This window comes from Baekduia sp. (genome assembly GCF_035996765.1).
Taxonomy (GTDB): Bacteria; Actinomycetota; Thermoleophilia; order Solirubrobacterales; family Solirubrobacteraceae; genus Baekduia.
This window is the reverse complement of the sequence record NZ_DASYJG010000086.1, coordinates 1-12,902: the sequence shown is the minus strand read 5'-3', so window position 1 is coordinate 12,902 and position 12,902 is coordinate 1. Positions and strand designations below refer to the sequence as shown.

General features: G+C 71.6%; 14 protein-coding genes. 6 read left to right on the top strand and 8 right to left on the bottom strand.

Features of this window, described 5'->3' with window-relative positions:
- Window positions 1-464 precede the first annotated feature (464 nt).
- The 3 genes from VGO10_RS18995 to menD are packed head-to-tail and all read right to left on the bottom strand — an operon-like array spanning window position 465 to window position 2,744.
- Window positions 465-779, bottom strand: a complete 315-nt coding sequence (locus VGO10_RS18995) for a hypothetical protein (protein WP_327471341.1) — start codon at window positions 777-779, stop codon at window positions 465-467.
- 43 nt (window positions 780-822) lie between these two features.
- On the bottom strand, window positions 823-996 hold the full coding sequence (locus VGO10_RS18990) for a hypothetical protein (RefSeq protein WP_327471339.1): 174 nt from the start codon (window positions 994-996) through the stop codon (window positions 823-825).
- Window positions 997-1,028: 32 nt separating this feature from the next.
- Entirely contained in the window at window positions 1,029-2,744 is a 1,716-nt protein-coding gene (menD, locus tag VGO10_RS18985) for a 2-succinyl-5-enolpyruvyl-6-hydroxy-3-cyclohexene-1-carboxylic-acid synthase (protein WP_327471337.1), read from the bottom strand.
- 16 nt (window positions 2,745-2,760) lie between these two features.
- Here menD and VGO10_RS18980 point away from each other — a divergent pair, with 16 nt between their 5' ends.
- Window positions 2,761-3,489 (top strand): alpha/beta fold hydrolase, encoded by a 729-nt coding sequence (locus VGO10_RS18980; protein ID WP_327471335.1) that lies wholly within the window; start codon window positions 2,761-2,763, stop codon window positions 3,487-3,489.
- Window positions 3,486-4,655 (top strand): glycoside hydrolase family 3 N-terminal domain-containing protein, encoded by a 1,170-nt coding sequence (locus tag VGO10_RS18975; RefSeq protein ID WP_327471333.1) that lies wholly within the window; start codon window positions 3,486-3,488, stop codon window positions 4,653-4,655. The genes VGO10_RS18980 and VGO10_RS18975 overlap by 4 nt, the downstream gene beginning before the upstream one ends.
- 8 nt (window positions 4,656-4,663) lie before the next feature.
- Here the strand turns inward: VGO10_RS18975 and VGO10_RS18970 are convergent, their stop codons facing one another.
- The gene (locus VGO10_RS18970; RefSeq protein ID WP_327471331.1) at window positions 4,664-5,065 is read right to left on the bottom strand and encodes a cupin domain-containing protein; all 402 of its coding nucleotides are present in this window, start codon (window positions 5,063-5,065) and stop codon (window positions 4,664-4,666) included.
- A gap of 37 nt (window positions 5,066-5,102) precedes the next feature.
- Window positions 5,103-6,125: a mandelate racemase/muconate lactonizing enzyme family protein gene (locus tag VGO10_RS18965; protein ID WP_327471329.1), complete on the bottom strand. Its 1,023-nt coding sequence runs from the start codon at window positions 6,123-6,125 to the stop codon at window positions 5,103-5,105.
- A 116-nt stretch (window positions 6,126-6,241) separates the two neighbouring features.
- Here VGO10_RS18965 and VGO10_RS18960 point away from each other — a divergent pair, with 116 nt between their 5' ends.
- Complete coding sequence (locus tag VGO10_RS18960) at window positions 6,242-7,165, top strand: LysR family transcriptional regulator (RefSeq protein WP_327471327.1); 924 nt, start codon at window positions 6,242-6,244, stop codon at window positions 7,163-7,165.
- Window positions 7,166-7,740: 575 nt separating this feature from the next.
- Here VGO10_RS18960 and VGO10_RS18955 read toward each other — a convergent pair.
- Window positions 7,741-8,664, bottom strand: a complete 924-nt coding sequence (locus VGO10_RS18955) for a 1,4-dihydroxy-2-naphthoate polyprenyltransferase (RefSeq protein WP_327471325.1) — start codon at window positions 8,662-8,664, stop codon at window positions 7,741-7,743.
- 6 nt (window positions 8,665-8,670) lie between these two features.
- A complete protein-coding gene (gene menB, locus VGO10_RS18950) occupies window positions 8,671-9,513 on the bottom strand; it encodes a 1,4-dihydroxy-2-naphthoyl-CoA synthase (protein WP_327471323.1) in 843 nt (280 codons plus the stop codon).
- A 24-nt stretch (window positions 9,514-9,537) separates the two neighbouring features.
- On the opposite strand from menB, the gene VGO10_RS18945 reads away from it, so the two are divergent.
- The 3 genes from VGO10_RS18945 to ilvC are packed head-to-tail and all read left to right on the top strand — an operon-like array spanning window position 9,538 to window position 12,699.
- Window positions 9,538-10,833, top strand: coding sequence for an AMP-binding protein (locus VGO10_RS18945; protein ID WP_327471321.1), 1,296 nt, complete (start codon window positions 9,538-9,540; stop codon window positions 10,831-10,833).
- A 10-nt stretch (window positions 10,834-10,843) separates the two neighbouring features.
- Window positions 10,844-11,689, top strand: a complete 846-nt coding sequence (locus VGO10_RS18940; RefSeq protein ID WP_327471319.1) for a class I SAM-dependent methyltransferase — start codon at window positions 10,844-10,846, stop codon at window positions 11,687-11,689.
- Between the two features lie 20 nt (window positions 11,690-11,709).
- On the top strand, window positions 11,710-12,699 hold the full coding sequence (ilvC, locus tag VGO10_RS18935) for a ketol-acid reductoisomerase (RefSeq protein ID WP_327471317.1): 990 nt from the start codon (window positions 11,710-11,712) through the stop codon (window positions 12,697-12,699).
- Here the strand turns inward: ilvC and VGO10_RS18930 are convergent.
- On the bottom strand, window positions 12,683-12,902 hold a 220-nt coding region (locus VGO10_RS18930; RefSeq protein WP_327471315.1), incomplete at its 5' end, for an endonuclease domain-containing protein. The genes ilvC and VGO10_RS18930 overlap by 17 nt on opposite strands.

Sequence of the window (12,902 nt, the reverse complement as noted above, 5' to 3'; positions counted from 1 at the left end):
GTGGTTGGCGTGGCGCACTCGTGGCGCTCCGCGCGCACTGTGGTCGGGGTGCGTTGCGGGGTTCTGGGGGCACCGAGGGGAATGAGGAGTTGGTGGCGGCTCGGGCGCGGGTTTGTCGTCCTCGGGCGCCCGGGCGCGGGTGGTTCGCGGCCTGGTGTGAGGGTCTGGGTCGAGTTGACGTGCAATGTGCCGGTCAACTCGACCCAGACCAATCATTCGGAACCGAACCCTCGGTCGTTCGTAGGAAAGCGCTCTCTGCGAGCACCTCCATACGAATGACCTCCGACAACGCCCGCCCAGTCCCGAGAACCCTCACGCGGAAGGCCGATGGCGCCGCGAGCCCCAACGGCTTCCTCTCCTCGATGCCACCGAACCACGCGACGCACCCACCAAGACAAACGCGCGGAGCGCCACGGGCGCGCCACACAAGCCAGCACCCACGGAGGACAAACGAAGGCGACGCGCTACGCCTCCTCCGGCCGCATCCCGCCCGAACCTCGCGCCCGCCGCCACACCCCCACCACATCGCGCACCGTCGCACTGCGCCACGTCGATCGCCCATCCAGTGGCCGCACCGCCAGATCGAACCGGCCCGTCTCGCGCTGCTCGATCCCTTCGACCAGCGCATGGAACCGCCGGCCCTTGCGATCGACTTCGACGATGTCGCCCGGCGCGATGCCCTTCGACGTCAGACGCGGCGCCGGCGCAAGCGCTGCCGGGCCCTCGGCGAGGCGCGGCGAAGGCTCGCTGAGGAGGGAGATCTGCTGGCCATCGGACACCCACCTCAGGCTACGGGGCGAACCGGACCGCGCCGGCCGCCGGCTACAGCAGCGGGTGGTCGCGCTCGGGCGTCGGCGGCAGCCAGACGCGCGCCCCGCGGGCGTGGGCGAGGTGGTCGGCGGTGGGCCGATCGCTGCGAGCAGCGATCGTCGTCAGCGCCAGAAGCAGCGCAAACGCACCGAGCCAGCCGGCCGAGAGGGCGACGATCCACACCACGGGCGCCACCCTACCCGCGCGAGACCGTGCCGTCACCCCTGCGAATGAAGACTTTCACGCAAAGCCTCGGCCACCGCCGTCCACGTCCGGCGGTGCAGCACGACGTTGGGGGCGCGCTCGGTGCGCAGGTGGACGATGGTCGTCCCGGCCGGCGGTGCGTCCAGAGCGGCGCGGAGCCCAACAAGGTCAACGACGGACCGGTATTCGGCGCCATAGAGCGACGCCATGTGCTCGACCTCGAGACCGGTCGGCGTCAGCACGTGCTCCTCGTATTCGGCGCCCTGCGTGGCGACCGGAAGGAAATCGAAGATCCCGCCGCCGGCGTTGTCGATCACGACGATCGTCAGCGGCACGCCGAGGCGCCGGCCGGCCAGCATGCCGCCGACGTCGTGGGCCAGGGCGACATCGCCGATCAGCAGGTAGGTCGGCTCACCGGTCGCGGCCGCGACGCCGTAGGCGGTGGAGATCGTGCCGTCGATGCCGTTGGCACCGCGGTTGGCCAGCGCGCGCGGCGGCGCGTCGAGGACGGGCCAGAACGTCTCCACGTCGCGGATCGGCATCGAAGCGGCGATCACCACCGTCGCATGGGCCGGCACGCCCGTTGCCAGCTCGCGGGCGATGCGCGGCTCGTTGAGGTCGTCCTCGCCGACCGTCGCGGTGATCGCCGCAGCCGCGCGGGCATCGGCATCACGCCACGTCCCGAGCCAACCGAAGTCGGTCGGCCACGTCTGATCGATCGCGCCCAGCGCCGCGGGCTCCAGCGCGAGGACCGCGCTCAACGCCGCGTCGGGGTCCGGCCACGCGCCGGCGGCGAGCGCCACCTGCGGCACGCCGTCGTCCAAGCCGGCCAGCCATTGGCGCAGCGGTTTGGAGGTGGGCAGGTCGCCGACGCGCAGGACGCAGGCGGGGGCGACGGTCGCCGCCCAGCCGGCGTCGCGCAGGAGCGCGTCGTAGTGGGCGATCGCGGCGCCGCCAGTGCGCGCGCCCGACAGCGGGTCGGCCAGCAGCGGCCATGCCAGCGCCTCGGCCAATCGCGCGGTTGCCGCGCCGTCCGCACCACGGCCGGCGACGATCAGCCCGCGACCGCCGGCGTGCTCGTCCAGCCACGCGACCAGCGGCGCGGGATCCTGCGGGGCAACGGCACGCGCCGTCCATGGCGCGCCGTCGGGACGGCCGCCATCGCCGGGTGCGCCGTCCAACGGCACCTCGAGCACCAGCGGCTCGCGCAGCGCGACGTTGAGGTGCACTGGTCCCGGCCGGCCCTCGAGCGCCGTCGCATGCGCGCGGCACGCCAGCTGGCGGATCCACCGCTGACGCGCCGGCGTCGCGTCATGCGTGCCGACTTCGAAGAACCACTTCGCCGCCGACCCGTACAACTTGATCTGATCGATCGTCTGGCCGGCGCCGACGCCGCGCAGCTCCGGCGGGCGGTCGGCGGTCAGGACGATCAGCGGGACGCCCGCCTCGGCCGCCTCGATCACCGCCGGCAGGTAGTTGGCCGCCGCGGTCCCCGACGTGCAGGCCAGGACCGCGGGGCGGCCGGTCGCCTGGGCAAGACCGAGCGCGAAGAACGCCGCGGAGCGCTCGTCGACATGCGAGGTGACCGGGATCCTGCCGTCACGCGCGAGGCTCAGGACCAGCGGCGTCGAGCGCGATCCGGGTGACGTGCAGGCGCCCGCGACACCGCAGCGGTGCAGTTCGTCGACGAAGGCGCGCAGCAGGAGGTAGGTGTCGCGAGGATCGCTCATGGGATAGATAGGGGAGATGCCCGAGACGCTGGTGCTGCTCCACGGCTTTGGCGGGACCCACCGCACCTGGGACCCCGTCCTGCCCGAGCTCGATCACGAACGCTACAACCCGCTGGTCCCAGACCTCCGCGGGCACGGCACGAAGGCCGGCGTGCGACCGATCTCCTTCGATGGCTGTGTGACCGACGTGCTGGCCGCGGCGCCCGACGAGTTCGTCCTCTGCGGCTACTCGTTGGGCGGTCGTGTCGCCCAGCATGTGGCGCTTGCCGCGCCCAAGCGCGTCATGCGGCTGATCCTCGTCTCGACCAGCGCTGGGATCTCAGACGACCCAGCCCGCGCGGCTCGCGTGGCCGAGGACGAGCGCCTCGCTGACGAGCTGACGCGGATGAGCATCGAGGAGTTCGCCGACCTCTGGATGGCCAACCCGCTCTTCGAGGCGACGCCCGCGGAGGCGTCGCGCTGGTGGCGCGAAGACCTGCTGCGCAGCGACCCGATTGCCCTGGCCGAGGTCCTGCGCATGATCGGCGGCGGCGCGATGGTCCCGCTCTGGGACCGGATCGGCACGCTGACGATGCCGGTGACGATCATCGTCGGCGGTCGCGACACCAAGTTCATCGACTACGCCGAGCGCTTCGCGCAGCTCCTGCCACAGGCTGAGGTGCGGACCATCGGCGGCGCGGGCCACGGCCTCCCGCGCGAGGCGCCGCGGGAGCTGGCGGGCCTGATCGCCGGTACGGAGGGGTGACCGCCACGCCCACCGATGTCGGGCGGGCATGTCAGGGCCTCGGGCTGGGCGTCGCGCTCCTTTTGGCGGTCGCCGGCGCCGCCGGCTGCGGGGGCGACGGCTCGGCCAAGCCCCCCGCGCCATCGGCGCAGCGGACGGCGACGGTTGGGGACAAGGACCAGCACAAGCCCGCTCCGTCGCTCACGCTGCGTCAGGCGATCGGTCAACACATGGTGTTTGCCTACTCCGGCGCACGTCCGCCGAGCGCGCTGCGGCGGCGCATCGCCCGCGGCGAGGCCGCCGGCGTCATCCTCTTCTCGCGCAATGTGCGCAGCGTGGCTGCCGTCCGCACCCAGATCTCCAAGCTGCAGCGCATCAAGCGTCCGGCGGCCGTCGACGCGCCGCTGTTGGTAATGGTCGACCAGGAAGGCGGGGACGTTCGTCGCCTTCCCGGCCCGCCCGCCGCCAACGCCGCCGCCACACCAACCAACGCCGCCGCCCGCGCCAACGGTCGCGCCGCCGGCCGGCTCCTGCGCAGCGCAGGCGTCACCGTCGACCTCGCGCCGGTGGTCGACGTCGGCCGCGCGGACCGCGCGCTGGCCAACGAAGGTCGGACCTACGACGACAACGTGCCCGGCGTCGTCGCCAAGGCCAGCGCCTTCGCCGACGGCCTCCGTGCCGCCGGCGCGGAGCCGGTCCTCAAGCACTTCCCCGGCTTTGGTGCGGCGTCGACCAACACCGACGATGGCGCCACGCGCATCGACCTCTCGCTCTCTGAACTGCGCGCCCTCGACCTCCAGCCCTACGCCAAGATCAAGACCCGCGCCGTGATGCTCTCCACCGCGATCTACCCGCGCGTCGACCCGCGCCCGGCGGCCTTCTCAAAGCGCTGGGTGGTCGGCGAGCTGCGCGGCCGCCTGAACTTCACCGGCGTCGCGATGACCGACGACCTGCAGGCGCCCGCCGTCGCCCGCTTCGGCGCGCCGGCTCAGCTGGCGTTCTTCGCGATCAAGGCCGGCGTCGATCTCCCACTCTTCGCCAAGGACTACACCACGGGCGCTCGCGCGGCGGCGGGTCTGGAGCGCGCCGTGCGCAGCGGCGCGCTCACCCGCGCTCAGCTCGATGCCGGCGCCCGCCGCGTCCTGCGCTGGCGCCTCGCGCTGGCCAAGGCCAAGCGCGACAACTAGGAGAGCTCCTAGTCAGCCCACCAGTCGCGCTGGCCCTCGACGTCTTCGCGCGGATTCTCGCCGAGATTGGGCGCGCCGATGACGAGGATCTCGAGGCCCTCCGGCCCGGCCTCGTAGCCGCGCCACACACCGGGCGGGACGCGCACCGCGTCCCATTCCTTGAGCTCGACGATCTCGTTATCGACCTTCATCCGCCCGCTCCCGCCCACGACCACGTACACCTCCTCTTGCTGCTTGTGCGTGTGGCCGTACGGGAAGCGATAGCCGGGCGGGACGCGCTGGTGGCTCAGGCCGGATCTCTCGAGCTCGAGCGCCGCGGTCGCCGCGTGGAACTCCAGGTCCGGCGCACCGTCGAACTTCGAGCCGAGGTCCTCCAGATCCTTCTTGATGTTCTTGAGCGTGAACGACACGGCGCAAATCCTAAGGGACCGCCCAGGACAGCTCTTGCTAGTCGCCGAGCAGCCCGGGCCCCGACGGCACGCGCAGGCGCCCGTGATGCACCGCGAGCAGCCCGCCCGCATCCTCACCATCCAGCAGCCCGAGCGTCGCCAGACCGCACGGCAGCTCGACCCGCAGCGCCGCCGCGCAGTGCGCCGCCGCCGCGATCCCGAGCGGACCGTCGATCGTCGAGGCGAGGTAGACCTCGGCGCCGGTCGCACGCACGAGCGTCGCTTGGGCCAACAGCGATGAGATGCCGCCGGCGCGCGAGATCTTCAGGCAGACCGCGTCGGCAGCACCGGAAGCGATCGCCCCATGCTCGGCGACCGTCTCGTCCATGGCGACGCGCACCGGCACGCGCTCGCGCACCTCGCGCAGTGCCGCGATCCCGGAGACCGGCTCCTCGACGAGCTCCAGTCCGGCACGTGCGAGCACGTCGATGGTCGCGACGGCCTCCTCAACGGTCCACGCGCCGTTGGCATCGATCCGGATCGCGACCTGGTCGCCGACCGCGCGCCGCACCGCGGCGACGCGCGCCGCGTCATCGCCGACGCCGACCTTCACCTTGACGCACTCGAAGCCCAGCTCCACGGCGTTCGCGGCCGCCTCGGCGGCGCCTGCGCGGTCGGTCGCGCCGATGGTCGCGTTGACCGGGACGTGCTCCAGTGCGCCGTCGGTCAGCAGCGCGGAGATCGGCTTGCCGGCGCGCTGGCCCGCGGCGTCCCACAACGCGAGGTCGACGGCCGCCAGCGCCTGGGGCAAGTCGGCGACCTCGCGGCAGGCGTCCAGCAATGCCGGGCCGGTGCGGCCGCGGTCGTCGGAGAGGATCTCGGCGTAGCGCTCCAGCGCCTGGCCAACGATGTCCAGCGGCACGCCGTCGTAGGCCTCCAGCGGCGCGGCCTCGCCGCGGCCGGTGATGCCGTCGGCCCCGGTCAGCGCGAGGAGATACGCGCCGCGCTCGCGCACGTCGCCGTAGGCGGTGCGCAGCGGGGTGCGCAGGCGATGGGTGACGGGTTCGAGGACGACGTCCATGGGGTTCGATCAGCAGCCTGCCAGACCGGCGCCGCGGCCATCCATCACCTTGCGTGATCGATGCTGCCGCAAACGCGACTTCGACAGATCGACGATGCCGTGGGACGATCGTTGGCATGGAGCTCCGTCATCTGCGCACCATCGCCGCCGTCGCCCGGACCGGCTCGTTCACGAAGGCCGGAGAGGAGCTCCATCTCGCCCAGTCGGCGATCTCCCAGCAGATCCGCCGTTTGGAGAACGAGCTCGGCATCCAGGTCTTCACGCGCTCCAGCCGCTCAGTGGAGCTGACCGCCGAAGGTCGGCTCGTCCTCGACTACGCCCATCGCGTGCTGCACGAGGTCGAGGGGTTGCAGAACGAGTTGGAGGAGCTCAGCGGTCTGCTGCGCGGTGAGTTGAAACTCGGCGGCATGTACCCGACGGGGTTGTATGACCTCGCCGACGTCATCGCCGACTTCCACACGCGCCATCCCGGCGTGGCGATCCACATGGTCGAGCGCACCCAGGACGAGCTGCTGGAGCGGCTGCGCACCGACGAGCTCGATGCGGCCTTCACGGCCGTCGACCCCGACGCGCTGGGCGAGGACTTCGCCGCGTCGCTGGTGTTCGAGGAGGAGTTCGTGGTGGCCTTGCCCGTCGAGCACGCGCTGACGGCTTGCGATCACATCACCTACGAGCAGCTGGCCGCCGAGGACCTCGTGACGTATCGCGAGAACTCGGCGCTGCGGCTGCGTTTGGAGAAGGCGATGGCGCGGATCGGCCTGGCGCCGCGCAACGCGTTCATCTGCACGGAGATGGGCGCGGTCCGCGCGCTGGTCTCCAAGGGCCTCGGCGTCGCGGTGCTGCCGCGCTCGATTGCTGCTGAGCCCGGGCCGGCGATCACGTTCCGGCCGGTGGGGCCGGAGCTGCTGACGTGGCCGACGGCGCTGGTGTGGCGAGCGGACCGGCGGCAGCCGCCGGCGGCGAAGGCGTTCTTGCAGTTGGCGCTCAAGCGGGCGGAGGAGACCGGACGGCAGCGGCCGTCGGTCGCGCTTGTCGCGTAGGGCGCGTTTGTTGTTGGTCGGCCTTTGAGCTGGCTGGCGTGGCGCACCCATGGCGCTCGGCGCGCATCGTGGTCGGGGTGCGCGGCGGGGTTCTGGGGCACCGAGGGGAGTGAGGAGTCGTCGGGGCTCGCGGCGTCATGGGCCCTCCGCGTGAGGGCTCGCCGGACTGCCGGGTCGTGCGGGCGTCGACGGCGCGGTCCGTGTCGTCTGGCCCCTGCATATGAGGGGTGAGACGACATGGATCATGCTTCGGTGACGAATGATCGATCCGGGGCGTCTCGTGGTGAATAGTTCGCCACGAGACGCCCCCGACGGACGTTTCGGCGACGAACGATTGGTCCGGGTCGCCTGGTGTCCCTATATGGGATCCGAAACGACCCGGATCACCCGGCGGCCTCGCACCACCCGCGCCCGGGCGCCCGAGGACGACAAACCCGCGCCCGGGCCGGCCAGCCCACTGCTCACTCCCCTCGATGCCTCAGAACCCCGCAACGCACCCCGACCACGGTGCGCGCGGAGCGCCACGGGTGCGCCACGCAAACCCCCAAGGCGGACGACCAACAGCGCCACGAGCCCTAACTCAACAACAACCCCACGCTCAACAACACGCAGAACGCGAGCTGCAGCATCCCCGTCTTGGCCAGCGCGCCGTTGAGCGTCGGGCCGTCATCGTGCTGGCGCACGGTCCGCACGAGCGGCACCGCCAACGGCAGCGCCAACCACGACAACAACACCCACGGCCCCACATGCGACCCGCCCGCGACCCAAACGCCCACCGGGATCAGGAACGCCACATAGACCTCGGCCGCATAAAAATCCCGCGCCCGCCCGCGCCCCAACCGCACCGCCAGCGTCCGCTTGCCCACCCGCGCATCGGTCGGCGCATCCCGAATGTTGTTGACCGCCAGGATCGCCGCCGCCAGCAGCCCAACGGGCACGGCGAGAGCAAACGCCTCCCACTCCAGCCGCTCGACCTGCGCGTAGTACGAGCCTGTCACGGCGACCAATCCGAAGAACAAGAAGACGAAGACGTCGCCCAACCCCTCGTAGCCATACGGCCGCGGTCCACCGGTGTACAAAACGCCCGCCAGGATCGACGCCGAACCGATCGCCAGGATCACCCACCCCGCGACGATGATCAGGTAGACGCCGCACAACACGGCGAGAGCGAACGACACGTACGTCGCCGTCAACACCTGCTTGGGCGGCACGAGGCCGCCGGCAGTGACGCGCACGGGCCCGAGACGGTCCTCGGTGTCGGCGCCACGGCGCGCGTCGGAGTAGTCGTTGGACAAGTTCGCCCCGACCTGGATGAAGACCGCGCCCAGCAGCGCCGCGATGAACGCGCCCACGCGCAACGACGACTTCTCGGCCGCCGCCAGCGCCGTGCCGACGAGCACCGGTGCGACACCCGCCGGCAGCGTTCGCGGCCGTGCGGCCAGGAGCCAGATCTTGACCGGCGAGGGACGCTGCGAGATTGCTTCAGAGGACTCACTCATGGCGACTCACGCCCTCCGCGGAAATTGGGAGAAGTCCGGACGGCGCTTCTCCTTGTAGGCCTCGCGCCCCTCCTTGGCCTCGTCCGACCCATAGAACAACAGGTTGGCGTCGTGGGCCAGCTGCTGGATCCCCGCGTAGCCGTCCTCGTGGGCGTGAAACGACGACTTCACCAGCCGCAGGGCGAAGGGGGAGAGCTCGAGCATCTCGCGACACCAGGAGACCGTCTCCTCCTCCAGCCGCTCCAGCGGCACCACCGCGTTGACCAACCCCATGTCCAACGCCTGCTGGGCGTCGTACTGGCGGCAGAGCAGCCAGATCTCCTTGGCGCGCTTGGTCCCCACGAGGTCGCGCAGCAGCGACGCGCCGAAGCCGCCGTCCCAAGAGCCCACCCGCGGGCCGGTCTGGCCGAAGCGGGCGTTGTCGGCGGCGATCGTCAGGTCACAGCAGAGATGCAGGACATGGCCGCCGCCGATCGCGTAGCCCGCGACCTGGGCGACCAGCGGCTTGGGCAGCCGCCGCATCTGGACCTGCAGGTCGGTGACGTGGAAGCGGCCGACCTTGGCGCCCTCGGGGATGTATCCCGTGTCGCCGCGGACGTTCTGGTCGCCCCCGGAGCAGAACGCGTGCGGGCCCTCGCCGGTGAAGATCACGACGCCGACGTCGCCGTCCTCGCGGGCACGCTCCAGCGCCTCGGAGACCTCAATCAGCGTCTGCGGCCGGAACGCGTTGCGCACCTCGGGACGGTCGATCGTGATCTTCGCGATCTTGGGGTGGGCGGGCTCCTCTCTGCTGAGCTCATAGCGGATGTCGGTGTACTCGCCGTCGCCGGGGGTCCAGGTCACTGCCATGGGCCGCAGGCTACTTTCCGAGCCATGGTGGTCGAGTCCTGGCTGGCGAGAGCGGCGCGCACGCGCCCGAACACGGCTGCCGTCAACGGCCTCACCTACGCGGCGCTGCACGAGCGGGCGCGCGCCGCGGCGGCCGGTCTGCCACGCGGCGCCCGGGTTGGCTTGGCGCTCCCGCCCGGGGAGGAGTACATCGTCGCGCTACACGCCTGCCTGCTGGCCGGCGCGCTCGCCGTGCCCATCGACCTGCGGCTGACGGAGGCCGAGCGGCCGGCGGTCGACCTGTCGTTCGGGGAGCGCCTGCTCGACAAGCAGGAGGTCACCGACGCCCACGATCTCGACGCGCCCGCGATCCTCGTCCATACCAGCGGGACGACGAGCGCGCCCAAGCCGATCCGTCTCAGCTATGGCAACTGGCTCTGGAGCGCGCTGGGCAGCGCGGTCGCCCTCGGCGTCGACCCAAACGAGCGCTGGCTCTGCACGCTGCCGCTGAGCCACGTCGGCGGCCTGTCGATCTTGCTGCGCTCTGCGATCTACGGCACGACCGCGATCGTCCATGAGCGCTTCGAGACCGACCGCGTGCTCGCGGCGCTGAACGACCCCCAAGGCCCGACCGTCGTCTCGCTCGTCCCCACGACGCTCACGCGCCTGCTCGACGCGGGCCTCCACCATCCACCCGCCCTGCGCTGGGCGCTCCTCGGTGGTGCGCCCCTGCCGCCCGCGCTCCTCCAGCGCGCCGCCGACGCCGGCGTCCCGGTCGCCCCGACCTACGGTCTCACCGAGGCCTGCTCACAGGTCGCGACCGCCGGCGTCCCGCTCTTCTGCACGCAGATCGCGCTGCAGCCTGACGGCGAGATCGTCGTCACCGGCCCGACCGTGTCGCCCGACGCCGGGGGTGGGCGGGCCGTTCTCCACACCGGCGACCTCGGCGTCATCGACGACGACGGTCTCCTCCACATCGTCGGCCGCAAGGCCGACACGATCGTCACCGGAGGCGAGAACGTCGCGCCCGCCGAGGTCGAGGCAGTCCTCGAAGCGCACCCAGAGGTCCTCGAGGCCGCAGTCGTCGGCCGCCCCGACGGCGAGTGGGGCGAGGCGGTCATCGCGCTCGTCCGCCCCCGCGACCAAGTCCGTCCGCCCACCCCCGACGACCTCCGCGCCCACTGCGCGCGCCACCTCGCCCGCTTCAAGGTTCCCAAGACCTACATCATGCTCTCCGAGCCGCTGCCCCGCACCGCCTCCGGCAAGCTCGTCCGCCGTGAGCTCGACGAGATCGGAAGCCGGGCGACGGCATCCGCCCAGCGCGCCGAGCCTGCACCGTAGGCTGGCGCTTATGGATCCCGAAGCAGAACGCGCAGCCAGCCGCGAGCGCTGGGAGAGCGTCGCGGCGGGCTGGGAGTCCGGCGCAGATGCCTTCTACGACGGCGCCCTGCCCGTCTCGCACTGGATGGTCGACCGCCTCCAGCCCCAGCCCGGCCAGACGATCCTCGAGCTCGCCGCCGGCCGTGGCGACGTCGGCTTCCTCGCCGCCGAGCTGCTGCATCCCGGCGGCAAGCTGATCAGCTCCGACGGCGCCGAGGCGATGGTCGAGGCCGCCCGCCGCCGCGCCGCCCAGCTCGGCATCGACAACGTCGAGTTCAAGCCGATCGACCTCGAGTGGATCGACGCGAAGCTCGCCACGATCGACGGCATCCTCTGCCGCTTCGGCTACATGCTCGCCGTCGACCCCGAGCATGCGCTGCGCGAGGCTCGCCGCGTCCTGCGGCCCGGCGGCAGGCTCGTCATCGCGGTGTGGGACGTGCCGGAGGCCAACCCGTGGCTGACGGTCTTCGCAGCAGCGGCGCGCGACCTCGGCCTGGCGCCGCCGCCCTCTCCCGACGAGCCCGGCCCGTTCTCGCTCAGCGCGCGCGGAGCGGTCGATGAGCTGCTCCAGGACGCCGGCTTCGACACACCGAGCGTCGAGCCGATCGACCTGATCTTCCGCACGCCGACGCTCGACGCCTTGTGGGAGACCCAGCGCGCGCTCTCGGCCATGATGCGGACGCTCCTGGACGGCCTCTCACCCGCCGACCACTACAAGCTGCGCGAAGCGGCCGAGGGGCGCTGGGCGCCCTACGTCGCGTCCGACGGCTCCGTCGCCATCCCCGGCCGCGCGCTGGGCGTCGTCGCCGAAGCCTGATCCTTAGACTGCCGCGGACTATGTACTACGACGACGACGCAGACCTCACCCTCCTCGACGGCAAGACCGTGGCCATCATCGGCTTCGGCTCGCAGGGCCACGCCCACGCCCAGAACCTCAAGGACTCCGGGGTCAAGGTCGTCGTAGGCCTGCGTGAGGACTCCGCGTCGGTCCAGCAGGCCAAGGATGCGGGCCTGGAGGTCCTCTCCGTTGCCGATGCGGCAAGCGAAGGCGACATCGTGATGCTGCTCGTGCCCGACGAGCTGCACCGCCAGGTCTGGGAGTCAGACGTGCGTGACGGCATCGCCGAGGGCAACCTGCTGCTCTTCGGCCACGGCTTCTCGGTCCTCTACAACGAGGTCGACCCGCCCGCCGGCGTCGACGTCGGCCTGGCCGCCCCGAAGGGCCCGGGCCACCTCGTGCGCCGCCAGTACACCGAGGGCTCCGGCGTCCCCGGCCTCGTCGCGATCCACCAGGACGCCACCGGCAACGCCAAGGCGCTGGCGCTGGCCTACGCCAAGGGCATCGGCTGCACCCGCGGCGGCGTGTTCGACACGACGTTCAAGGAGGAGACCGAGACCGATCTCTTCGGTGAGCAGGCAGTCCTGTGCGGCGGCGCGTCCGAGCTGGTCCAGGCCGGCTTCGAGACCCTGGTGGACGCGGGCTACGACCCGCAGATGGCGTACTTCGAGTGCCTGCACGAACTCAAGCTCATCGTCGACCTGATGTACGAGAAGGGCCTTCAGGGCATGCGCTACTCGATCTCCAACACGGCCGAGTACGGCGACTACACGCGCGGCAAGCGCGTCATCACCGACGAGACGCGCGCGAAGATGCGCGAGATCCTCGCCGAGATCCAGTCGGGGGACTTCGCCCGCGAGTGGATCGCGGAGAACCGCGCGGGCCAGGAGAACTTCAAGCGCATGCGCGCCGAGCAGGCGGGCACCCAGGTCGAGTCCGTGGGCGAGGAGCTGCGCTCGCACATGGACTGGATCAAGCCGAGCTTCTGATTGTCTCGGCGACCATCGCCGGCTCACGCTTGAGATGGCGGTGGGTGAACCGCAGCGTGCGGTAGCCCGCGCGGGCGAGGATGGCGTCGCGCTCGCGGTCGCGCTCGAAGGCGCGGCGGGTGCGGTGGTAGCGGTAACCGTCGGTCTCCACGACGAGGCGGCTGGCGGCGAAGAGGAAGTCGACTCTGAGGCCGGCGACCCAG